Here is a 22,572-nt window from a genome sequence, read left to right as displayed (position 1 = left end):
CGGGCGGCACAGGACGGACGCGGTCAGCGCGGTGGAGCGCACCTCTGCCCCATGAAGTTCACGGAACAACTCCGATCTGGGAGCCGTTTGGGAGCCGACTCGCTCCCCAAGCCCCTTCCACACCACGCAAGACCGATCGAGACCATGCTCCTGACCTGGGGAAATGCCATCTGCGCAGGCAAGGTCAACGGCCGAACCTCATTCGGGACGAAGAGGTCGTGGGTTCAAATCCCGCCACCCCGACAGCTGAAACACCAGGTCAAGGGCCTGATCCTCTCTGAGGGTCAGGCCCTTTCTGTGTCTCCGGAGATCGTTTGGGAGAAATCTGGGAGAAGATCTTGGTGGGCTTCTCCCAGCGGCACCTACTCTCCTCCCTTACGGCGAGGTGCCTAACAGGGACCGCCGTATGCACGTTCGTGAATCGGCGGCCCCAAGACCGGCACGGTTGGAACCGAGCCAACCAGGGGGGCCAGTGGAGCCGAGAAGTGCAGCAGCAGTGGGAATCGACTTTCCGTACACCGCGCGTACCACCTGCTACATCGAGGTTCATGATGACGGCAGAGTCACTCATGGCGACGATCGGGCCGCCTACGAGCGCGCCGTCGCCGGAAAGTCACGGCTGTTCGCCGTCTGGCCCGGTGAGTGGTCGAGCCACCTGTTCGTGATCGACGACCTCGACGAGTACGCCCAAGCACAGGGGATCAAGCACGACCAGAACCGGACCGGCCTGGAGGAACACGTCCACGCCGTGGAGTGGACCGAGGCGACGGACCGCAACCCCAATCCCCGGAGTCCGTACATCAGCATCCGGCTCAAGCTGACATGCGGATGCGAGATCCGTGACTTGGGCACCTTCGCGAGCCAGATGCAGGAGCAGCGGGGTTGGGCCATCGCGACCAGCGTTGGGTGGGGCAGCAGCAGTGGCCCCGAAGGTACGTCCTACTCACTGAGGGTGCGACGGAAGAGTCTCGGCATCTGAGCGCCTGCAGCAAGGGCAGCAACCTTCCGAAAAACCGTCCGCGGACCTCGTACCTACGGCAGGCTGACCGCAAGGAGGGTACATATGGGGCGGGCATCTCGAAAGAAGCGTGAGCAGCGGTCAGCAGGACAGCACAGGCCAGCACGGACACCTGTGCCAACACCTACAGACCCGCGCGCCGAAGCTGAAGCCGCTCTGGGGCGGCTGATGCGCACCAACTCCCCAGGCAAAGTCAGCCTGGCAGGAGCGTACGCGTTCGGTTACGGAGCTCTGGGCACGGCGTAGTTGGAGGGGGACGACCAAACTTGGTTCCATGACATCGACCCCCTGGACGCCCTGTTCTTAGGCACCGCGTGGCCGCAGAAGACGAACCCGACGACGCCGCACAGCCGACGGCGAGCTGACGGAGACGTACGAGAAGGCCAGAAGAATAGGCCAGGAAACGATGAACGACACCGAACAGCACGCCAAGCCACGCAGCAAGGGACGCCAGCTCTGGCTCGCGGCCGCGGCTGCCGTCTATGTGATAGCCGGGACCGTTGGCCTGGTCGCCGGCGCCAACACCATCGGCTTCGCACCGCTGCTGTGGGTGGTGTACGCGGTCGGCCTGCTGGTCCTCCTCGCCCGCCTCGGAGGCGTCGAAGCCGGATGCTCCGCAGGGGCGTTCGTCCTACTCGTGTCCGGACTGTCCTTCTACATCGGCTCCGCAGTGTGGGACGACCTGGTCCTACAGCAGCGCGGGCACACAGTCGAGGCCGTCGTCATGCAGGAGCGGGTGGAAACTGGCTCACGCGGCGACAAGACCTGGTATCACAAGCTGGTCCAGCGCCAGGACGGGATCGCCGTGCCAGGACCGGAACTCAAGAGCGACAGTGACCGGTTCGATGTCGGACAGACCATCACCGTAGTCGAGGACCCAGAGGGCAAACTGGCACCACAAACCCCCGGCGAGACGAGCACTACTGGTGATCTTCTTGGCGTGGTCGGTGCCGTCGCGGTGTGTCTGGCAGCCGTGGGATGGACGGCCTTTCGCGCGGACAAGGGCAAGAAGGACCGGGCGCCCTTCTGGAAGAGGAAGACCGCCAGCGCTCCCACTCCTGAGCAGGAGCAGCGACTCCGCGATGTACTACGGGCACGAAAGTTCGACCGACGTGGATACATCCGGGTCTCCCCAGGCAACTACCCGGGCATGACGCAGCAGCGGGCGGCCCAGATCTCGCGCGAGGAGGGCTTGCGTGCGGAAGCCTTTGGGAACCGGGGATACTGGCGCTTCGGGGAGAAGGTCGTGGAAGAGGTCGAGTAGGGCCGTCATGCCGAGTGGCCTGTCATGAGGAACGGTGAGATCCTCCCCCACCTGCGAAACCCACTACCCCCAGTACTGTTCTTTCCCAAATACCGCACAGACGCAGTGAATCCTGTAGCCGAGATGTCGGCTGGCGGGCACGCCCCCTGATGCGATTTTGGTGTGCACCTCGGCTGCATCTGCTGCGCTCTTCGCACCGCACGAGGTGCCGATCGCACGAACCCCCGTCCGCGTCCCGATACCCATGGCAGCATCACTGGCATGCGCAGATCACGACGCATCGTTCTGACGCTCACGATCGCGCAGGTTCTGGGATACCGACGGGTCGTCTCGTCATCCTCGGTCGGGCGGGAGCTGATCGCTCTGGGAGCATTCGTGATCCACCTCCTCAACTGCCAGCACGCCGAACGGCTCGCCCTGCACCAGTACAGCCGTCCTCTCCCCGGCCGCCGCGGCGCCCACAGCCCGGCGCGGTCGCAACCCGGCAGCGGTCCACCAGCCGCCGTCCGTTCCCGCCGCGACCACCGGGACGGTGGGCGCGGACGCCTCCGCCCCCGGCGCAGGACCAACAGAGCCACCCCCTTCCCCACCCGGCGCCACGACCGGGCCACCAACCTGTGGCCCCTGGCCCTGCTCTCCTTCGGCGAGAGCTGGCACAACCTCCACCACGCCGACCCCACCAGTGCCCGCCACGGCGTCGAGCGCGGCCAGCTCGACCCCTCCGCCGCCGTCATCCGTCTCCTCGAACTGCTCGGGTGGGTACGGGACGTCCGCTGGCCCACTCCTGACCGCATCGCCGCTCGCCACCGCATCGCCGCTCGCCGCACCTGAAGCCCCGCTGTACGCAGGCGGCTTGCGGGCTCTCCCCGCGTACGGCGCCCGCACCCGGCGGCCCGAGTGATCAGCGCAAGACGCACAAGGCGCACAAGGCGCGGAGCAGGCCGGACGACGAACAGGACGGAAGGCAGGGAGTCGCCTGAGCGGGAACAGGAAGGGGAGACGCGGTGGATCGAGGCGGTACGCCGCTACGACATCCGGCGCCCCCTCCCCTGCCGGCGAGAGCCACCAGCCGGCAGGGGAGCGTGGTCACCGGGCGATCCGGCCGCAGTTGGTGCCGTTCCTGCCGGCTGACTCGTCGGCGATCACGCCGCCCCAGGAAACGCAGTGGCCTCTGGCGCTGAGGTAGACCGGTCCCGCGTACGACCGGTAGTAGCCGTCGTCGTCGGCGTAGTCCCTGGTGTCGTCCCGCTGGACCCAGACGTACATGTGGACGGCAGGACCCGCTGTGCGGCGAATGGTCACGGCACAGTTCTTTCCCGTCGCGGAGTTGTAGGTCAGGTAGGAAGTCCCCGCCGTCCCTATGTTGATCTGGTTCACGACCTTGTAGCCGGTGCCGCACGCCTTGTTGTACGCGGCCACGGCCGTGGGCGAGGCGGCTGCCGACCCGCCCACGGGGGCGGCTGCCGCCCCGGTGGCCGTGACCATGACGCCACCGGCCGCCAGTGCCACGGCAGCCCCCGCCATCCGGATGTATCCCCGGTGTTCCACGTGCCCTCCTCGAAACCGTCGCCCGGCGCGCCGCCTGAAACCCGTCACGTCCTGCCGACGGCTCCCCCGATGGCGCTCTTGCCTGGAGGGACACAGCCGAAGCCCGTGCCAGTTGCACCCCCGTGCTCCGCACCCCCGGCATCGGTACGCCCTTGCACCAGGCCTCACAGCGGTCCCCAACCGCCACACCGGACGGTGGTCCGGGCACCGCCTTCCGCCGGAGCCAGGCCCGCTGATCGGCGTACTCCTCCCAGCCGCGACGCGCGGTGCTCCCCTTCGAACCACCAGCGCACCGGGCAGGGCCTCAGAGCCTGTGTCATATCGCTTGCTGGGCCCTTGACGCAGGGCGGAGTCGGCCGGAGTACGCGCCGGGTGCGGAGAGTCGTCCGACATGCAGCCCCCTCAACGACAGAACGCGTCGTATCGGTGCCGGTCCCTCCCCTCGTGGGGACCGGCACCGATCGACGCGTACAGCGCCGAACGCCGTGCAACTGCGTATCGGCGCGGATCGGGGAAAGTCAGGATTCGCGTTCGAATGTGAAAGCGGTCCCGGTATGGCCGACTGCGCTGTTCCTTCGAGCCCACGCGACGCGTCCGTCGTGTCTCCGACGCAAGGCGGGCTCAGAACGATCGGTGGCTTGTGCCGCCTCTGTGGGCCCTGAGCCGGTGACCTGCCCGGACGCTGCGTGGTTGGTTCGCTACTGCGACGAGATCCTGCCAGTTGCAGCCCTTCCGGAGGAGGTTCGCGTCCTGTCCGGACGCCTTCTCCGCAGGTCAGCCGTATAAAGTGAGTTTTCCGGTCCGGATGTCCAGGTGCGGCGGAAGTAAGGGGTGGAGGCCTTGAGTTCCGACTCAGGGGCACGCACAAGCTTCGCGGAACGTCTCGCGCTCCTGTACAAGGAGGCCGGCAACCCGCCCCTCAAACGCGTCGCCGAAGCGGTCGTGCGGCTGCAGCGGGTCGACGAGCGCGGGCGTCCCGTACGCGTGTCCGCCCAGCGGATCAGCGACTGGCGGCGGGCCAAGAACGTGCCTGCCCAGTTCGCCGCCCTCGCCGCGGTGCTGCATGTCCTGATCCCCGAGGCGCGGCGCGAGCGGCCCGCTCCGGTCTCCGCGGGCCTGTACGACATGGCCCAGTGGCACCGGCTCTGGGAGCGCGCCGTGGCCGACCCGGTCGGCGAGCGCGCCTCCGGCGGCGAGGAGGACGAGGGCGGTGTCGCGGCCGAGGCCGCGGCCTCCCCCGGCGTGTGCCCGTACCGGGGCCTCGCCTCGTACCGCCAGCAGGACGCCCAGTGGTTCTTCGGCCGGGAACGGAGCACGGAGGCCCTCGTGGCCCAGCTCCGCGCGGCCGAGGAAACGGGTGGCCTCGTCATGCTCGTGGGCGCCTCCGGGGCCGGAAAGTCCTCCCTCCTCAACGCCGGTCTCGTACCCACTCTCGAAAACGGCACGCTGGGTGGGGAGGAGGGGGCGGCCACCGGGCCCGTGCTTCAGCTCGTGCCCGGGAGCGATCCCGTCGCCGCGCTGGTCCGCCACGTTCCCGAACTCGCTCCCGCCGTCGCGGCGGCCAGGGCCGAAGCGGCGAAGGACGACGTCGGGTCCGGCTCGGAGCAGTTCGTGCGGGCGGTGCGGGAGGGCGTCGCCGCCTGGGCGGAGCGCCGCTCGGGTGCCGCGCGTACCCGGCCCGTCCTCATCATCGACCAGTTCGAGGAGACCTTCACCCTCTGTCCGGACGAGTCGGACAGGCGCGTCTTCGTCCGGTTGCTGCACGCCGTCTGCCAACCCGGTGACCGGCAGCCCCGCGTCCACCCGTCCGGCGTCCACCCAACCGGCGTCCACCCAACCGGCGAGGAGAGCGACGCGGCGGGTGAGCAGCGGCAGCAGCGGCCGTGCGCCGCCGCCCTCGTCGTCCTCGGGATACGCGCCGACTTCTACGAGGAGTGCCTCGCCTACCCCGAGCTCGCCGACGCGTTGCAGCACCGGCACATGGTGCTCGGCCCGCTGACCACCACGGAGCTGCGCAAGGCGGTGGCCGGGCCCGCCAAGGCCGTGGGGCTTGAGCTCGAACCCGGTCTTGCCGAGCTGATCATCCGGGAGGTGAGTACGGACGGGCCGCGCGGCGCGCACGACGCGGGCGTGCTGCCGCTCCTCTCGCACGCCCTGCTCGCCACCTGGCAGCGGCGGAAGACGGGACGGCTGACGCTTGCCGGGTACCGTGCGGCGGGCGGGATCCAGGGGGCCGTCGCGGCGACCGCCGAGCGCGCCTGGTCCGGTCTCGACCCGGCGGCCCGCACGGCCGCGCGGCTGCTCCTGCTCCGCCTCGTCCGGCTCGGCGAGGACACCCAGGACACCCGGCGCCGGGGGACGCGCCGCCAGCTGGCGGAGGAGGCGACGGACCCGCACAAGACCGAGGAGTCCCTGGAGGCGCTGGTCCGCGCCCGGCTGGTGACCCTCGACGCGGAGACCGTGGAGATCACGCACGAGGCGCTGCTGCACGCCTGGCCCCGGCTGCGCGACTGGATCGACGAGGACAGGAACGACAACCTGCTGCGCCAGCGCCTGGAGGAGGACGGCAAGGCCTGGGAGGACTCCGAACGCGATTCGGCGCTGCTCTACCGTGGCTCGCGTCTGGAGCAGGCCCGCGCCTGGGCGAGGACCGCCGGGGACACGTTCCTGACCCGGGGCGCGGTGGAGTTCCTCGCCGCTTCGGCCAGGCTGCGCCGGCGTACGGTCTGGATCGCCCGTGGCGCGGTGGCCACTCTGGTCGTCCTCGCGGTGGTGGCCGTCGTCTCGGCGGTGGTCGCCCGCCAGCAGCGCGACGACGCGGTGTTCCAGCAGGTCGTCGCGGAGGCCGACCGTGCCCAGCACACCGATCCCTCGCTCTCCGCCCAGCTCGACCTGGTGGCGCACCGGTTGCGGCCCGACGACGAGGCCACCCGGAACCGGCTGATCTCGATCGTGAACGCGCCGCTGGCCACCCCGCTCCTCGGCCACAAGGGCGCGGTGTACCTCACGTCGTTCAGCAAGAACGGGAAGGTCCTGGCCACCGCCAGCTACGACCGGACCGTCCGGCTGTGGGACGTGTCCGACCTGAAGCACCCCAAACCGCTGGGCAAGCCGCTGACCGGCCACAAGAGCTGGGTGAGCACCGCGGTCTTCAGCCCGGACGGCAACACCCTCGCCAGTGCCTCGGACGACGGCACGATGCGGCTGTGGGACGTGCGGGACCCCCGCCACCCGCGTCCCATCGGCGCGCCCGTGCGCGGGCACGGCGGCACGATCTACCTGCTCGCCTTCAGCCCGGACGGGCGCACGCTGGCCTCCGCAAACGAGGACAGCGCCGTGCGGCTCTGGGACGTGACCCGCCCCTCGCACACCAGGGCGATCGGCACGCTGACCGGTCATACGGCCGCCGTACGCTCCGTGGCGTTCAGCCCCGACGGGCGGACGCTCGCGGCCGGTGGGGACAACGGCACGATCAGACTGTGGAACACGGCCGATCCACGCCGGGCGAAACCGATCAAGAACGTGCTGCGCGGGCACACGAGCACGGTGCACTCCGTGGCGTTCAGCCCTGACGGGACCACGCTCGCCAGCGGCGGTTCGGACAGCACGATCAGACTCTGGAACGTCACCGACCCCCGCCGGGCGAAGTCACTCGGCACCCCGCTCACCGGCCACACCGGCCCCCTGTGGTCGGTGGCCTTCAACAAGGCGGGCAGCATGCTCGCGGCCGCCAGCGCGGACAGCACCGCCAGCCTGTGGAACGTCCGCGACCCGGCGCACCCCTCGCAGGTCGGCGAGCCGCTCGCGGGCACCAGCGGGGAGATGTACTCCCTCGGCTTCAGCCCCGACGGGCTCACGCTCGCCACCGGGAGCGGCGACAACAAGGTCCGCCTCTGGTCGATCCCGCCGTCGGACATGCTCGGCCGCGTCGGGGCGTTCCGACCCGACGGGAAGATGCTCGCCACGGCCGCGAGCGACGAGAAGATCCGGCTGTGGGACGTGGCGCGCCCCGACCGGCCGGTGGCGCTGGGCAAACCGTTCGAGCCCCGCGGCGGGAACCTGCGCGCGCCGGTCTTCTCCCCCGACGGCCGTACGCTCGCCGTGCTCACGGGCAACCGCGCCGTGCAGCTGTGGAACGTCTCCGACCCCCGGCACGCCGTCCCGTACGGGCCGCCCGTCGCGCTGCGGACCCGGTTCGCGGCGGCCCTCGCCTTCAGCCCGGACGGGCGGGTCCTCGCCTCCGCCGACACCGACCGCACCATCCAGCTGTGGGACGTCACATCGCCGGCGCACCTGCGCAGGCTCGGCCGGCCGCTCACCGGCCATCAGGGGTACGTCAACTCCCTCGCCTTCGACAAGGGCGGCCGGACGCTCGCGAGCGGCAGCGCGGACGGCACCGTCCGGCTGTGGAACGTGACCGACCCGGCCCGCGCGACCCGGCGCGGCGCGCCTCTCACTGGGCACCGGGGTCCGGTCAACCGGGTCGCCTTCAGCCCGGACAGCCGCTCCATCGCGAGCGCGAGCGACGACGGCACGGTCCGCGTCTGGGACCTCTCCGACCCGCGCGAGGCGCCGCGGCGGGCCGCCCTCCTGACGGGCCACACCGACGCGGTCGTGTCGCTGACCTACAGCAAGGACGGCCGCACCCTGGCGACCGGTGGAAACGACAACACGGTCCGGCTCTGGGACGTCGCCGATCCTTCCGACGCCTCCGCCATCGGCCAGTCGATGAGTCCGAACGCCAAGACGGGCAGTTTCCTGGCGTTCAACCCGCAAAGCCACATGCTCGGGGTGTCGAGCGGCACCGATACGGTCCGGCTGTGGAACTTGGACACCGACGCGGCCGTTAACCGCATTTGCTCGACCACACGGGGTGTTCTGACGCGGGATAAATGGGATGAGTATCTTTCGCGCCTCTCGTACGAGCCGCCGTGTGACGGGTAAGAAGGGCCTGGAAGGCGGCTGTTTCCGCTCGTCTTCCGCTTGTCTTCCGCTTGCCTTCCGCTTGCCTTCCGCTTGTCCGGCCTTCTCCGCGGGCGGTTCCGGCACTGATCACATGCGGTTCTCGCGCCGATCACGTGTGGATCTTCCGCCGATCCGCCGTGGATCTCCCGACGTGATCCCGATCACAACTCCGCACTTTCGTCGCCGAGTTGACTCCCCACATTGCGGCACCTTTGTTACTGTTACATACAGAGCCCGATCGCTGGTGCATCCCCCGTCGCCAGCGATCGGGCCCTTCCATGTCCGGGCCCGCTATTGCCCCGCACTTGCCCGGCACTTTCCGCGGCGCGCACCCCTCACCGGCTTTAGGACGCGAGATCGGCGCAGCATCGGCTTGAGAGCGACTCAAGATCGGCTTGAGGCCGATTCGAGATCGATTCGTATGGAAACTTTCGGCCATTGCTTACCCGCCAAGAATGTGACAGGGCCCGGGACGGCCCGGAGTACGGCCCGTCGTCCGGCGCGCTCGTCAACTCCTCTTGAGGAGTCGTAGGGTACGGAGGGTGAGCGCCACACCGAAGGCCTACGAGCAGATCGCGGACGACCTCCGCAGGGCCATCCGCACCGGTCTGCTGCGGCCCGGCGAGCGGCTGCCCGCCGAGACGAAGCTCGCCGAGCACTACCGGCGCAGCGTGCCGACGCTCCGCGACGCGCTCCGGCTCCTGCGCGATGAAGGGCTGATCGAGAAGGAGCACGGCCGCGGCAACTTCGTCCGCCGAGTCCGGACCAAGGTGCTCCGCGACAACTCCCGCCACCAGTGGGAGAAGAACCGCGTGCACCAGCCGGAACAGCGCAGGGCCCGCACCGGGGCGACGGAGCGCGACACCGGGCTCGAACTGCGTGACCTCGTCTTCCACGCCGCGTATCGCGAGGTTCCCGCGGACGACAGCCTCGCCGCGGCCTTCGGTGTCCCCCGGGGCACGCCGCTGGTCGCGCGCACCTACCGGACGCGTTACGCGGCCGAGAGCGCCCCCTTCAACCTGGCCACCTCCTACCTGGTCCGCGCCATGGTGGCGGGAAACCCCGCCCTCCTCGACGAGACCCGGGAGCCCTGGCCCGGCGGCACGCAGAACCAGCTCAGCACCGTCGGCATCGAGCTCGACCGCGTCGAGGAACGCCTCACCGCCCGCCCGCCGACCCCGGAAGAGGCCGCGGAACTGGAGCTTCCGGCGGGGACGTCCGTCCTGCTGCTCCGCAAGACGTCGTACGACACCGACAACCGCGTCGTCGAGGTCTCCGACGTCACACTGCCCGGCGACCGCACGGAAGCGGTCTTCACCACTCCACTGGAAAGGTGGTGAGTGCCGTGCGCCGGCGCGTCATCATCGTCACCGCCGTCCACGCGCCCTCGGCGCCGTTCCTCGCGGACGCCTACAAATCCCTCTGCGAGCAGGAACTCCCTGAAGGGTGGGAGTGGCACTGGCTCATCCAGGAGGACGGCAGGACCGACCAGGTCGCGCCCCATGTGCCGGACGACGCGCGGGTGTCGTTCCGGCAGGGGCGGCCGGGCGGCCCGGGTGTCGCCCGCACCATGGCCCTCGCGCACGCCGACGGCGCGTACGTGAAGATCCTGGACGCCGATGACCAGCTCGCTCCCGGGGCGCTCGCCCGCGACCTCGCGGCGCTCGAAGGGAACCCGGACATCGGCTGGGCCACCTCGCGGGTGCTCGACCTGCTCCCCGACGGCTCCACGGCGGGCTTCCCCGGCGACCCCGAGCACGGGCCCGTCGAGCGCGGGGCGGTGCTCGACTACTGGGCGGCGCACGACTACCGGGCGCCGGTCCACCCGGCGACGCTCTTCGTCCGCCGCGATCTGCTCGTCGCGCTGGGCGGCTGGATGGCGCTGCCGGCCTCCGAGGACACGGGGCTCCTGCTGGCCCTCAACTCCGTTGCCCGGGGCTGGTTCTCCTCCGAGGTGGGCCTGCTCTACCGCAAGTGGGAGGGCCAGGCGACCGGCCAGAGCGCGCACGTCGACACGGGCGAGCGGGACGCGCGCATGGCGGTGGTGGAGGCGCGGGCGAGGGCGCTCGCCGGGTTCGGGTGGCGCTTTCCGGCGGAGGGGAGCTGAGGGCGGGGCACGGAGCTGAGGTCGGGGCACGGGAGCTGAGGGCGGGGCACGGGAGCTGAGGGCGGCCGACGCGCCCCCGGTACGCGCCCGGCTCGGCGCCCGGCCAGTCGCCCGCCCCGGCTCAGTCCAGCCTCTCCGCGTCCACCCGGGAGAAGACCAGCTCGGTCTCGCCGGTCAGCGGTTCCCGCCACCGCACCGGCGGTACGGGCCGCCGGACCGCTTCCGGGTAGCTGTCGGCGGCGTACTCGTTGACCAGCCGGTAGGCATGGAACCCGGCCTCGCGCATGGTCTGCAGCAACTCATCCGCCGAGTCCCCGAGTTGCTCCATCCGGTCGGGCGTCACCTCGACGGCGATCTCCACGTCGGGGCGGAGGCGGTCGAGGGCGGGGGCGAGGCCCCTGATGACGCCGCCCTCGGCCCCCTCCACGTCGATCTTGATCACCCGCGCGCGGGTGAGCTCGTCGGGTTCGAGGAGTTCCGGCAGTACGCGGGCCTCCGTCTCGAAGGTCGACTCCGCGGGGCCGTCGTACGGAACGATGCTGTTCGCGCCCATGTTGCGCGAGCTGGCGAGGACGAACGTGAGCGGCTTGCGCTCGTCCGACACGGCGGCGTTGACGGCGCGGATGTTGGCGCAGCCGTTCAGTTCCGCGTGCTGGAGGACCCTCCGGTGGAACGCGGGCGCGGCCTCGATCGCCACGACCCGCCCTTCGGCGCCGACGAGCCGGGACCCGAGGACCGCGAAGTAGCCCACGTTCGAGCCGACGTCGATGAAGACGTCCCCGGCGCCGAGGCGCCCCCGCAGCCAGCGCGTCATGTGGGGTTCCCAGGCGCCGAACAGGTACACGTAGCGCTGGATGAGGTCCTGGGTGTCGACGGCGAACCGGAGGCCGTGCCGGTCGGCGACGACCCGCCGGCGCGGGTTCTCCCGGAGCCGGGGGTTCAGGAAGCGGGCGGCCAGCGCGGCCTTGCCGAAGGTGCCTGGCGCGTCACGCACGTACCTGCGGCCGAGCGTGACCAGCGTCTCCGAGAGGGGGGTGCTCATCCGGTCGCCTCTTTCGTCGGGGTCGGACGAAACCGTATCCGCCCGCCCCCGGCCGCTCGCCCTCAGGCCCGGTCTCAGGCCCGCCCTCAGGCAGGCCCGGTCTCAGAGCCTGTCTTTCAGGCCCGGTCGAACGGCAGGTCCAGCATGCGGATCGCGTTCCCGCGCAGCAGCTTGTACGCCACCTCCGCGGGGAGATGGCCGACGTGCTCGGCCGCGACCTCCTTGGTGTGCGGCCAGGTCGAGTCGACGTGCGGGTAGTCCGTCTCGAACGTGGCGTTGTCGACGCCCACCGTCTCGATCGCCTCGATGCCGTGCTTGTCGCGGAAGAAGCAGCAGAAGATCTGCCGGTAGTAGTACGTCGACGGCGGCTCCGGGATGAGGTCCTTCACGCCGCCCCAGGCCCGGTGCTCCTCCCAGACGTCGTCGGCGCGCTCCAGGGCGTACGGGATCCAGCCCATCTGCCCCTCGCTGTACGCGAGCTTCAGCCGAGGGAACTTGACCAGGACCCCGCTGAAGAGGAAGTCCATCATCGAGGCCATCGCGTTGTTGAAGGAGAGCGACGCCTGCACCGCGGGCGGCGCGTCCGGGGACGCGGCCGGCATCTGGGACGACGAGCCGATGTGCATGTTCACGACGGTCCCGGTCTCCTCGCAGGCCGCGAAGAACGGGTCCCAGTACCCGCAGTGGATCGACGGCAGGCCCAGATAGGTGGGGATCTCGCTGAAGGTGACGGCGCGCACCCCACGGGCGGCGTTCCGCCTGATCTCGGCGACGGCGAGGTCCACGTCCCAGAGCGGGATCAGGCAGAGCGGGATGAGGCGTCCGCCGCTGTCACCGCACCACTCCTCGACCATCCAGTCGTTGTACGCCCGGACGCAGGCGAGGCCGACCTCCTTGTCCTTGGCCTCGGAGAAGGTCTGCCCGCAGAAGCGGGGGAAGGTCGGGAAGCAGAGCGAGGCCTCGACGTGGTTCATCTCCATGTCCGCGATACGGGCCTTGGGGTCCCAGCAGCCGCGCCGCATCTGCTCGCGGGTGATGCCGTCCAGCGTCATCTCGTCGCGCGAGAAGCCGACGGCGGCGATGATGCGTTTGTACGGGAAGATGTTGCCCTCGTACTCCCACCAGTCGGTGATCTGACCGGCCGGGTCCGTCGTGAACCTGTACTTGCCGCCGATGTACTCCAGATCGCCGATGCCCGCGGTGAAGGGCTTCGGTCCCCGGTCGCGGTACTTGGCCGGGAGCCACGTCTCGAAGAGGTGCGCGGGCTCGATCACGTGGTCGTCCACGCTGATGACCCGGGGGAGTTCCTTGGTGCCGACCTCGCTGCTGTCCGCCGCTGTGACCACTGCTGTGCCCCCTACTGCCTGCTACTGCCTGCCGGTTTCCTCGACCCAAATCTGACGCTCCATCAGATTGAGGTTATGGCCTCGCCGGGGTGACGGCAAGCGGACGCCCGCGACGAGAACGCCCCCGCTCCCCTTGCGCGTTCGGCCGCCATCCGCTGAACTGACGACCCGTCAGCTTGCTCACCGGGAGGGCGCTCGATGCAGACGATCTGGCTCAGCGGAGCCGAGTGGCTGGCCGTGCTCCGGATCGGGCTCGGCCTGTGGTGGCTGGAGAGCTGGCGCCACAAGGACAAGAAGGACTGGTTCAAGGGCGGCGGGATCGGCTGGGCGGCGGGCATCGCCGAGAAGCACCGGTGGCCCGTCGTGCGGGCGGGGTTCGACACGGTGGTGAGGCCCAGGCCGCGCCTGATGGCGTACGTCGTCGCGTACGCCGAACTCGCCATCGGGCTCGGCCTCGTCGCCGGGTTCCTCACACCGGTCGCCCTCGTCGGCGGCCTCGTCCTCAACCTCATCTACCTCGTGCTGATGATCCACGACTGGGCCGAGCAGGGGCAGAACTTCACGATGGCCCTGGCCTCGGCGGTCGGCCTCTTCGCCATGAGCTGGCAGACGTGGTCGGTGGACGACGCGCTGGGGCTCTTCGTATAGAGACGGGGCTCTTCGTCCAGAGGCGGGCCGGGGTCTCCCGTGCGGCGCCGGCTCGTAGGATCGTCCGGTCATCTTGGGGAGCCATGGCTGGGGGCGGTTCGTGTTGGGCACCGGGGAGCAACTCGTCACCGTCGGCGCCGTGTTGCTCGGAGCGCTGACCACCCACGCGACCAACTACCTGATGGAGCGCAGCCGGAACCGGCACCTGCTGTCGACCCGCTGGGACGACAAGAAGGTCGACGCCTACGGGAACTACGTCGACGCCGCGAAGGCCAGGATCGCCCTCTCCGTACGGCTCTACGAGTTCCGCGAGAACCTGCGCGCGAGCGAGCGGACGGAACAGGAACTCCGCGAGGACCTCTCGGAGGCCGGCCGGGTCTGGGGCAGTGCCTTCGAACGGGTGATGCTGCTCGGGGGCGACGACGCCATCGAGGCGGGGCACGACCTCAACGCCCTGCTCTCCGAGATCGACTGGCAGGCCACCGGCCGGATCGGCGGGAGCCTGGCCGAGTGGCGGGAGCGCAACCGCGCCGCGTTCCGGGCGATCAACGACTTCCACGAGGCGGCGCGGCGGGACCTCGGCATCCAGGGAAGCGTCATGGGCGAGAAGCACCCCCAGCGGGACCTGCTGCTCCCGCCCCGCGAGCAGCACCCCGCCACCGGGGAGTGAGGACCGCACCACCCCTCGCCACCTCCCCCCTCCGCCACCCCCCCCTCCGCCGCCTTCGCCTCCGCCTCCGGAGCGAAGCCCGGCGTACGTATGGCCTGTTGCGCCCGGACATGCCACCCTGCCCGCCACCCGGCATCCGAGGCCCGGCCCCCGATACCCCGCGCCCGGCAGACGAGGAGACGGCCATGAGCGAGGCACCCGAAGCACCCGAAGCACCCGAAGCGTCCCCAGCCCCCGTAACGCCCGTGGCATCCGATTCACCCCACTCCCCCGTCTCCCCCGCCTCCCTCGCCCCAACGCTCCGGACCCTGCACGCCGCACGCGCCCGGAGCGCCGCCTCCCGCGCCGCCGCCGTCCTCCAGCACATCGAGCGGCACGGTACGGCGGAGCAGGACAGCACCTGGAAGGCCGCACACGCCGCCCGCGTGTCCGTCCAGGCCCTCGCCGTGCTCGCGGAGAGCGCCCCCGACCCGGCGGCCGACGCCCGCTGTGCCCGCAACGCCGCGGCCGCCGCCGCGCAGGCCGCCCAGGTGGGCCGGGTGCACGACGGCGGGAGCGGAACCGCCGACGCCGCCTGCCGGTCCGCCCTCAAGGCGTCACAGGCCGCGTCGGCCGCCGCGGGCCGGGACGCGCTCGGCAGGGACGAGGCGCTGAACGCCGCGGCCGACGAGGCCGAGGCGGACGCCGTCGCCGCCGCCGAACGCGCGGGCTGGATACGTCCGGGCCAGCGTCTCCCGGAGGTTCCCGCCGGTCTGCGCAGCCCGGAGCTGATGGCGATGATGCACTTCTGACGAGGCGCCGCACGCCGCTCGGGTCGCTCACGTCGCTCGGACGGTGGAATTGCCCGGGTTCCTATCGGCGGTGGCGCACCCTCCGGCTCGCTGTGCCGTTTGAGAGATCATGAACAACTCGAAGCGCATGCTCTCCGCCCTGTCGCTCTCCCTGGCCGCCGCCGCCGTCGCCGCGGCCGCCCCCGCCCACGCCGCCCCCTCCGAGGAGGGCCACCGCAACGTGGGCCACACCGTCGGCAAGGCCCTCGCGGACCCGACCGGGACGGGCAAGCAGATCATGGACGCGGGCAAGACCGGCCTGACCGTGGCCGAGATGGGCCTGAAGTCCGTGAAGACCAGCTCGCAGAGCTTCAGCCCGCGCTAGGGCCTGTCTTTCGGATCTGTCCGGGGTCGCGGGGGCTGGCACGCGCATCTGCGGCGTTGTCGTCGGTTGTCAACGCTCCGCGTTGCCGCCCTCCTCCGCCTTGCAGCTGCACGCACCAGACCCCGCTCAAGCCCCACCCAAGGCAAGGCCGCCCAAGTCCGGCCTGATCCGAAAGACAGACCCTAGGGCCAGTCCCGTCAGGTCACGCCTCCCCCGGCGGCACCGACCCCGCCGGGGGAGGCGGTCGACGGCCTAAGAGCCTGTGTCATATCCCCGGTCGGATCAGTGGGCGTCGTCTGGTGCGTGCGATCGCAAGGCGCCGGGAAGTCCTCGTAGCGGAGCTACTAGGGCTTTTCGGCAACGCGGCGAGCGTGCGTGCCAGGCGGCGACCACCCGGCCGGGGATATGACACAGGCTCTAAGAGCCTGCCCGGCGGCTCTGCAGCGTGCGGGCGACTCGTGGGCCCAGGTGCTGCTTGATCCTTCGCAGGGTCTGGAGTCTGCCGACCGCCCGGTCCAGGTGGAAGTAGAGCTGTGGCGGCACGTACGGCAGCAGCGGCGAGTGGCGCTGGCCCAGCAGGGCGAACATCTGGTGCGGTGCCAGGCCCATGTAGCGGGGCAGGTTCTCGTACCACTGGGCGCTGTGCCGGGCGGCGCTCTGCACCGAGAGCAGCGCCTGCTTGCGCTCCCGTTCGTACGCGGTGAGGGCGGCGGGGAGGTCCGGTGGCCCGGCGGCGGAGCCCAGGGCGCGGGCCAGACCCATCGCGTCGCGCAGCGCGAGCGTGGTGCCGGCCCCGATGGAGTAGTGCGTGGTGTGCGCGGCGTCGCCGATCAGCGCGAGGTTGCCGTGCGACCAGGACGTGTTGGTGACCGTCGGGAAGGCCTGCCACTGGGCGTGGCTCTCGATGTCCTTGCGGCCGAGCAGCGCGTGGCCGTCGAGCAGCTCCGCGAAGAGCTTCTCCAGGAGCCGCAAGGTGTCGTCGTTCCCGGTCCGGCCGAAGCCGAGCGCCGTCCAGGTCGCCTCGGAGCACTCCACGACGCAGGTGCTGTGCTCGCCGCTGAACCCGTAGGCGTAGCACCAGATCCAGCCGTGGTCGGTCTCGACGAAGGCGAAGGTGAACGCGGTGAACACCCGGGTCGTGCCGAGCCAGATAAACCGGTTGGCACCTGTGGTGATCCGGGTGCCGAACTCCTCGGCGTACGCGGTGCGCAGCCCGCTGTGCGCGCCGTCCCCGGCGACGACGAGGTCCGCGCCGGACAGCTCGGCGAGGCTGCCGATCTCCTTGCCGAACTCCAGTCGTACGCCAAGATCGCGGGCCCGTCCCGCGAGGATGGTGCGCAGCCGGTGGCGGCCGATGGCGTGCCCGGGGTCCCCGTCGTGCGCGGTGGTCCGGTCGCCGACGTAGGCGAATCCGCCCCGCCAGCAGACGGAGTTCTCCTCGATGAGCCGTGCGGAGACGGGGTCGTGGGCGTACAGGTCGGTGAGGAGGTCGGGCCAGTAGGTCACGCCCCAGCCGTAGCTGGTGCCTGCGGCGTGCCGCTCGTGGACGGTGACCTCGTGGTCCGGGTCCCGCAGTCTGGCGAGGATGGCGAGGTACAGGGAGGCAGGCCCGCCGCCGACGCAATCGATCTTCACGCACGCTCCTGCATCATGTAGGCCGGGAGGAGGGGCAACACGGATGACCAAGGTATGCGTATAGGGAGCGTAACGGCCGAAAGCGGACACGGTGTCGTCGTAGGGCGTCCTTCGTCGCCGTCCGCGTGTCAGCTGGGACTTGCCCCCAGTGGCTGACGTCCTCCCGCCGATCCTGTATACCCGCAAAGAGCAGATCACCCGAGCCGGATCGGACATGATGTCGAACGGCAAACGATGTCGGCCCCTGGAGGTGCGATGGGCACGCCGCCCCACCGATTGTCCATCGCGGCCCTCGCGCACTCCGACGTCTGCGCCGTGCTCAGGGTCAGCGGCGAACTCGACCAGGCCTCCGAGAAGTACTTCATGGACACGGTGGCCGGAGTGGTCGACGCGGGCAACCGGCACATCATCCTCGACGTGACCGCGCTGACGTTCTGCGACTCGCGCGGACTCAACTGCCTGCTCGCCCTGCACTGGCTGCTGCGCCGCAGGACCGGCGACCTGATGCTCGCGGGGGTGGGCCGCCGGGTGGCCGCGCTCCTCGAACACAGCGGGAGCACGGCCCTGTTCTCGTCGTACACCTCGGTCGGGCAGGCCCTGCGCGCGCTGCCGGAGCCCGCCCGTCCGCACTGGCCGCCGCCCGCCGGGCGCAGTACGGACGAGGGCGTGTCACCGCCCGCGTAGCGCGGCGTACCCCGGGCGGCTCAACCCGAGATGCGCGGCGGGCCAGGCACCAGTGTGCTGGCGGACATGGAACACGACATAGCGAGCGTGACGGAAGCGGCCCCCACCCGGCGCCGCGCTCTGGGTGCGGCCGCCGCGTTGCTGGCCGGTGGTGCGGTGTCGCTGGCCGTCCCGCGCGTCGCGGCCGCCCACGAGGACGACGACGTCTGCACCGGCGGCTACGACGCGGAGTTCGAGGACGCCCTGGCCGAGGCGGACGAGCGGTTCGCCCCGGACGAGCTGCGCGCACCACAGGAAGAACCGGCGCGGAAGTACGCACTGCCCCTCCGGCGCGACTTCAGGGTCACCGCGCGCTACGGAGTGCGCGGGGACTGGCTCGCCGGGCATCACACCGGCATCGACCTGGGCGTCCCGCAGGGCACGCCGGTCTACGCCGTCGGCGGCGGCACCGTGCTCGTCGCGGGGTGGTCGGGCGCGTACGGCAACGCCGTGACGGTGCGGATGCCCGACGGCCACTACGCGTTGGTGGCCCACCTCTCGCGGGTCTCGGTACGCGTGGGACGGCGGGTCCGCGCCGGGGCCCTGCTCGGCAGGAGCGGGGCGACAGGACGCGCGACGGGCCCGCACCTCCACCTGGAGGTACGGGCCCGTCGCGGCTACGGATCCGACATCGATCCGGTGCGTTATCTGGCCGGCCGTGGAGTGGATCTCCTCTGACTGGATCTCCTCCGACTGGATCTCCTCCGACTGGATCTCCTCCGACCTGCTGCCGGACCGCTGTCGCGGGCTACTGAATGCCGGGCACCAGGCCCGTGACGGGCGCCACCAGGTCCGTGATCTGGTGCAGCTCGTTCAGCTGCTCGAGCTTCTTGAGCTGGTTGAGGCCGCTGAGCTGGCTCGCGAGGGTCGGCAGCTCGGCGCGCCGCTCCTCGGGAATGCCGATCTTGGTGACGTCGTCGAGGACGGCGACCGGCGAGATCTTGCCCGCGTCCGGGCTGGGCGGCGCCGCCGCCTGGGCTGACGGCGTGGCGAGGGCCGCTGCTCCCGCGGCCAGCGAGACGGCGGCGATGAGTCGTCGTGCTGATGTCATGTCCTCAGAAACGGCTGAAAGCCGGGAAGGACACGGTTTTCGCGGCGCCCTCACTCGGGAAGCTCATTCGCCGTGCCGTGGACGCGGGACACGCCAGCACCGCGGCACGTGCCACCCGCACGGACCAACTTGTCCCACATATCGCCCCCGGTGCGCGTCGCTCGGCCCGGGCGCTTCTCCGAATTGCACAATGGACCCGCGGACGGCCCGTTCGGATTCCCGTGAAATCGAAACTCCCCGGCGGCATTCGAACCCTCATCTGCCGTGACCTCGCCTTGACGGCCGACGTTAGCAATGACGCGACTGTGTGTAGGCAGCCGCTTAATCCAAAGTCAAAGGAGAACGTGATGTCTCGCATCGCGAAGGCAGCCGTCGCCACCCTCGGGACCGGTGCCGTCATCCTCGGTGGCGCCGGTATGGCCATGGCGGACGCCGGTGCGCAGGGCGGAGCCGCCAACTCCCCCGGTGTGCTCTCGGGCAACCTGCTCCAGGTCCCGGTCAACATTCCGGTGAACCTCTGCGGCAACACCGTTGACGTCATCGGCCTGCTGAACCCCACGTTCGGCAACAAGTGCGCCAACCCCGGTGGCGACAAGCAGAACCACCACGGGCACCACGGGCACCACGGGCACCACGGCCACCACGGGCACCACGGCGGTCCGGGCTACGGCGGCTGACACCGGCCTCGGCCCGGCCCCCGGTGTGCGTTCCGCCGGGGGCCTCGCCATGTCCCGTGCCGCCGCACGCCCTGCGCCGACGGCTCCTACCTTCCGTAGGTGTACTGCCCCTTGTGGGAGAGGAGCTCGTCCGGCTTGACGTCCCACGGGGGCATCGGCTCGTGGCGGGCGACGATGCGCTCGTGCTGGGCGGAGCCCGGGCCCGGCGGCCGGGCCGGCAGGTAGGGGGCCGAGCGCGGGTGGCGGCGCTGCCACCGGTCCCACAGGAGGTCCACGAAGGCGTGGTTGAGCCAGAAGACCGGGTCGTTCACCGAGGCGCCGCCCAGCATGTGCCCGCCGACCCAGCGGTGCACGCGGTTGTGGTTGCGCCAGCGCTCCTTGCCCTTCGCCGACGTCCAGCCCTCCAGCTTGTTGCGGAACCCGCCGGGCGACGTGGAGTCCCACGGCGCCACGTCGTACCGGGCGTCGGCCATGGCCCGGCGCACGTCCCTGGCGGTCGGCAGGGCGACGGGGTCGTGGGGCCGCCCGAGGTCCCGCATCAGGAACTCCCCGTCGGTGACGGCCTCCTTGATGACCCAGTGCCCGTTCCTGTGGGCGAAGGGGCCGGTCATGACCTGGCGGTCGGAGCGCCGGCCGTTGCCGCCCATCAGGTCCGCGCCCCACAGTGACGCGGCGGGCGTACGGTCCTTCGTCCAGTCCCAGTAGGGGACGGTGACGCCGGAGTCGACGCGCTGCAGTGCCCGTTCGAATTCGAGCAGGAAGCGGCGGTGCCAGGGGAAGAACGAGGGCGCCATGTGGGCGACCCGCAGCCGCTCGTCCCCGTCCGACACGTAGAAGTCGATGTGCATACGGACGAACTCGTCGTACTCGCCGCGCCGTTTGAGCTTCAGGAGCGCGTCGACGAAGCGCCGCCGCTCCGCGCGGCTGAGACGGCTCTGGTTCCTGCGCGTGTGGGCCATGCCCGTCCCTTCTGCGGCCAGGGGTACGCGGCCGGTTCAGTGACCGTGGCCGGCCGGTCCGGTCGGTCCGGTCGGTCCGGTCGGTCCGGTCGGTCCGGTCGGCTCGGTCGCTCCGGTCGGCTCGGTCGCTCCGGTCAGGGCCTGTCCGGGGCCGAGCTCGTCGACGGCCGCGCGGGCGGCGGCCAGCGGCGTCGCGTACGACTGGTAGTGGTCCACCATGCTGAGGTAGCCGCCGTCCGCGCGGCGCATGAGCCCGAGCCGCCTCCCGTCGACGGTGACTCGCAGGCCCGGGTGCGCGGCCCCGCCCCGGTGGGCGACCGGCTCGCCCCGGATGCGCCGGCCCCGGTACACCTCGTCGAACGGCGGGCCTTCGGACGTGGCCGAGGAGTCCGCTCCGTCCGGGTAAGGACCGGCGAGACCCGGGGCGGCCAGGTTCGGTGTGAGCGGCCCCGGCGGCAGTGGTTCCCGCACGGGCTCGTCAGGCACCGCCTCGATGATGCCCGCGGCGACGAGGAGGGCCGTGGCGGCGGCGGCGATGAGATGGCGACGGGTCATCCGGTCCGGGGCCGGGTCCACCCGGTTCAGCTCGTCCAGAAATCCCACCACCGGGTGAGGACGAGCATGCCGATGACGCCCATGTGCAGCGCGGGAAGCACCCAGGTGAAGTCGGCCAGGAAGGCCCGTACGCCCCGGGGAGCGGGCAGGAATCCGCACCGTACGTTGTGCGAGGTCACGTACCAGAACATGACGACGGTCGCGGCCCAGGCCAGGCAGCACCACAGGCAGAGGGAGTGGATGCGGTAGAGGGACTGGAACTGCAGCCAGGCGCAGAACGCGACGCCGAACGCCGTTCCCGCGTTGAGGGCCAGCCAGTACCAGCGGGGAAAGCGGGCGCCGCCGAGCAGGCCCGCTCCGACGCACACCACCACCGCGTACGCGACGAGCCCGAGCATCGGGTTGGGGAATCCGAAGGCGGCGGCCTGCTCGCTCTTCATGATGTTTCCGCAGGCGACCACCGGGTTGAGGCTGCACCCGGGGACGAAGTCCGGGTCCTCCATCAGCCTGAACTTGTCGAGGGTGATGACCCACGCGGCAAGGAGCCCCGCGACGCCCGTGACCACCAGGAGCGCGCCGAGGGAAGGGCCCGCCTCCTGCTCCCGGGGCGCCGGGGTGGAGGGCGCCGCGGCGGGGGCCGCGCCGGGTGCGCCGACGGCCTGGAGCGGGAGCGTGGGCGGCGGTTCGGCGGTGCGGCGCATCAGCGCAGGCTGCGTGCGGGCAGCAGGCAGTGGGCGGCGTTGACCATGGTCTCCTCGGACCCGGCGAACTCGCTGAGGCTCTCTTCCGACACGGGCTCGCCCGGCTTGGCATCGGGCCACGCGCGCGTGGTGGCCATGAAGTAGGCGTGGCCGCGCAGCTTGACGGCGGCGATCCACTCCGGCGGCACCACGCACTGCGCGTTCAGGCCGGGCATGTTGACCACGACGTTGTCGCCCTCGACGAGCAGGCTCACCGGCAGGGAGGGGTGGCGCGCGCCGTCGAAGAGGGGGCCGCCGATCGGCAGGCCCGCTTCCGTGAGGAGGGCGGCCAGCGCCGCGGCGGTGGCCTCGGGGCCGCCCTCGGTGTCCCCGAGGGAGTAGGCCAGCAGGAAGGGCATGTCCCTCTCGTCCTCGGGGTGCTCACCGCTCCAGGCGAGAACGGCCACGGTTCCCAGATCTGTTGCTCGCAGGGGGCGCTGTTCGCTGGAAGTTGAGGTCATGGGGGGAA

The 22,572-nt window shown here is 70.9% G+C and carries 21 protein-coding genes and 1 pseudogene; 13 read left to right on the top strand and 9 right to left on the bottom strand.

The window, feature by feature from the left end; translation table 11 throughout:
• Window positions 1-496 precede the first annotated feature (496 nt).
• The 3 genes and pseudogenes from ACFVYR_RS29005 to ACFVYR_RS28995 all read left to right on the top strand — a co-directional run.
• Window positions 497-979, top strand: a complete 483-nt coding sequence (locus ACFVYR_RS29005; protein WP_384261784.1) for a hypothetical protein — start codon at window positions 497-499, stop codon at window positions 977-979.
• 445 nt (window positions 980-1,424) lie between these two features.
• Window positions 1,425-2,282, top strand: coding sequence for a hypothetical protein (locus ACFVYR_RS29000; RefSeq protein WP_384261781.1), 858 nt, complete (start codon window positions 1,425-1,427; stop codon window positions 2,280-2,282).
• Between the two features lie 579 nt (window positions 2,283-2,861).
• Window positions 2,862-3,113 (top strand): annotated as a pseudogene (locus ACFVYR_RS28995) (acyl-CoA desaturase); the annotation flags it as partial.
• 255 nt (window positions 3,114-3,368) lie between these two features.
• Here the strand turns inward: ACFVYR_RS28995 and ACFVYR_RS28990 are convergent.
• Window positions 3,369-3,806 carry a spore-associated protein A gene (locus ACFVYR_RS28990; RefSeq protein WP_384261845.1) on the bottom strand — a complete coding sequence of 146 codons (438 nt, stop codon included), beginning with the start codon at window positions 3,804-3,806 and terminating at the stop codon, window positions 3,369-3,371.
• 855 nt (window positions 3,807-4,661) lie between these two features.
• Here ACFVYR_RS28990 and ACFVYR_RS28985 point away from each other — a divergent pair.
• The 3 genes from ACFVYR_RS28985 to ACFVYR_RS28975 all read left to right on the top strand — a co-directional run bounded on the left by ACFVYR_RS28985 (window position 4,662) and on the right by ACFVYR_RS28975 (window position 10,902).
• Window positions 4,662-8,774: an AAA family ATPase gene (locus ACFVYR_RS28985; protein ID WP_384261779.1), complete on the top strand. Its 4,113-nt coding sequence runs from the start codon at window positions 4,662-4,664 to the stop codon at window positions 8,772-8,774.
• A 563-nt stretch (window positions 8,775-9,337) separates the two neighbouring features.
• Complete coding sequence (locus ACFVYR_RS28980) at window positions 9,338-10,135, top strand: GntR family transcriptional regulator (protein ID WP_384261776.1); 798 nt, start codon at window positions 9,338-9,340, stop codon at window positions 10,133-10,135.
• Between the two features lie 5 nt (window positions 10,136-10,140).
• The gene (locus ACFVYR_RS28975; RefSeq protein WP_384261774.1) at window positions 10,141-10,902 is read left to right on the top strand and encodes a glycosyltransferase family 2 protein; all 762 of its coding nucleotides are present in this window, start codon (window positions 10,141-10,143) and stop codon (window positions 10,900-10,902) included.
• A 121-nt stretch (window positions 10,903-11,023) separates the two neighbouring features.
• On the opposite strand, the gene ACFVYR_RS28970 is transcribed toward ACFVYR_RS28975, so the two are convergent.
• On the bottom strand, window positions 11,024-11,944 hold the full coding sequence (locus tag ACFVYR_RS28970) for an FkbM family methyltransferase (RefSeq protein WP_384261772.1): 921 nt from the start codon (window positions 11,942-11,944) through the stop codon (window positions 11,024-11,026).
• Window positions 11,945-12,060: 116 nt separating this feature from the next.
• Window positions 12,061-13,290: an amidohydrolase family protein gene (locus tag ACFVYR_RS28965; protein WP_384261769.1), complete on the bottom strand. Its 1,230-nt coding sequence runs from the start codon at window positions 13,288-13,290 to the stop codon at window positions 12,061-12,063.
• Between the two features lie 198 nt (window positions 13,291-13,488).
• Between ACFVYR_RS28965 and ACFVYR_RS28960 the strand changes: the two genes are divergently transcribed.
• The 4 genes from ACFVYR_RS28960 (at window position 13,489) to ACFVYR_RS28945 (ending at window position 15,763) form a co-directional block, all read left to right on the top strand.
• Window positions 13,489-13,938, top strand: coding sequence for a DoxX family protein (locus ACFVYR_RS28960; RefSeq protein WP_384261767.1), 450 nt, complete (start codon window positions 13,489-13,491; stop codon window positions 13,936-13,938).
• 103 nt (window positions 13,939-14,041) lie between these two features.
• Complete coding sequence (locus tag ACFVYR_RS28955) at window positions 14,042-14,608, top strand: hypothetical protein (protein ID WP_384261843.1); 567 nt, start codon at window positions 14,042-14,044, stop codon at window positions 14,606-14,608.
• Window positions 14,609-14,853: 245 nt separating this feature from the next.
• A complete protein-coding gene (locus ACFVYR_RS28950) occupies window positions 14,854-15,399 on the top strand; it encodes a hypothetical protein (RefSeq protein WP_384261765.1) in 546 nt (181 codons plus the stop codon).
• A gap of 109 nt (window positions 15,400-15,508) precedes the next feature.
• Window positions 15,509-15,763, top strand: a complete 255-nt coding sequence (locus tag ACFVYR_RS28945; protein ID WP_384261763.1) for a hypothetical protein — start codon at window positions 15,509-15,511, stop codon at window positions 15,761-15,763.
• Window positions 15,764-16,180: 417 nt separating this feature from the next.
• Here ACFVYR_RS28945 and ACFVYR_RS28940 read toward each other — a convergent pair whose 3' ends face one another.
• Window positions 16,181-17,398 carry an FAD-dependent monooxygenase gene (locus ACFVYR_RS28940; protein WP_384262869.1) on the bottom strand — a complete coding sequence of 406 codons (1,218 nt, stop codon included), beginning with the start codon at window positions 17,396-17,398 and terminating at the stop codon, window positions 16,181-16,183.
• 255 nt (window positions 17,399-17,653) lie between these two features.
• On the opposite strand from ACFVYR_RS28940, the gene ACFVYR_RS28935 reads away from it, so the two are divergent.
• Both ACFVYR_RS28935 and ACFVYR_RS28930 read left to right on the top strand, forming a co-directional pair.
• Entirely contained in the window at window positions 17,654-18,082 is a 429-nt protein-coding gene (locus ACFVYR_RS28935) for an STAS domain-containing protein (RefSeq protein WP_384262871.1), read from the top strand.
• A 66-nt stretch (window positions 18,083-18,148) separates the two neighbouring features.
• Window positions 18,149-18,799, top strand: a complete 651-nt coding sequence (locus ACFVYR_RS28930) for a M23 family metallopeptidase (protein ID WP_384262874.1) — start codon at window positions 18,149-18,151, stop codon at window positions 18,797-18,799.
• 70 nt (window positions 18,800-18,869) lie between these two features.
• Here the strand turns inward: ACFVYR_RS28930 and ACFVYR_RS28925 are convergent, their stop codons facing one another.
• Window positions 18,870-19,172: a hypothetical protein gene (locus ACFVYR_RS28925; RefSeq protein WP_384262877.1), complete on the bottom strand. Its 303-nt coding sequence runs from the start codon at window positions 19,170-19,172 to the stop codon at window positions 18,870-18,872.
• Between the two features lie 347 nt (window positions 19,173-19,519).
• On the opposite strand from ACFVYR_RS28925, the gene ACFVYR_RS28920 reads away from it, so the two are divergent.
• Entirely contained in the window at window positions 19,520-19,849 is a 330-nt protein-coding gene (locus ACFVYR_RS28920; protein ID WP_384262880.1) for a chaplin, read from the top strand.
• A gap of 86 nt (window positions 19,850-19,935) precedes the next feature.
• On the opposite strand, the gene ACFVYR_RS28915 is transcribed toward ACFVYR_RS28920, so the two are convergent.
• The 4 genes from ACFVYR_RS28915 to ACFVYR_RS28900 are packed head-to-tail and all read right to left on the bottom strand — an operon-like array spanning window position 19,936 to window position 22,564.
• On the bottom strand, window positions 19,936-20,808 hold the full coding sequence (locus tag ACFVYR_RS28915) for a tyrosinase family protein (RefSeq protein ID WP_384262883.1): 873 nt from the start codon (window positions 20,806-20,808) through the stop codon (window positions 19,936-19,938).
• A 36-nt stretch (window positions 20,809-20,844) separates the two neighbouring features.
• Window positions 20,845-21,414, bottom strand: coding sequence for a tyrosinase family oxidase copper chaperone (locus tag ACFVYR_RS28910; RefSeq protein ID WP_384262886.1), 570 nt, complete (start codon window positions 21,412-21,414; stop codon window positions 20,845-20,847).
• Window positions 21,390-22,064, bottom strand: coding sequence for a vitamin K epoxide reductase family protein (locus tag ACFVYR_RS28905; protein WP_384262889.1), 675 nt, complete (start codon window positions 22,062-22,064; stop codon window positions 21,390-21,392). Before ACFVYR_RS28905 ends, ACFVYR_RS28910 begins: the two co-directional genes overlap by 25 nt.
• The gene (locus tag ACFVYR_RS28900) at window positions 22,064-22,564 is read right to left on the bottom strand and encodes a DUF5949 family protein (RefSeq protein WP_384262892.1); all 501 of its coding nucleotides are present in this window, start codon (window positions 22,562-22,564) and stop codon (window positions 22,064-22,066) included. The genes ACFVYR_RS28905 and ACFVYR_RS28900 overlap by 1 nt, the downstream gene beginning before the upstream one ends.
• Window positions 22,565-22,572: the final 8 nt, after the last annotated feature.

The sequence above is a fragment of the Streptomyces sp. NPDC058284 genome, assembly GCF_042881135.1.
GTDB lineage: Bacteria > Actinomycetota > Actinomycetes > Streptomycetales > Streptomycetaceae > Streptomyces.
Note: the sequence above shows the minus strand (reverse complement) of the source record. Positions and strands in the feature narration are given on the sequence as shown.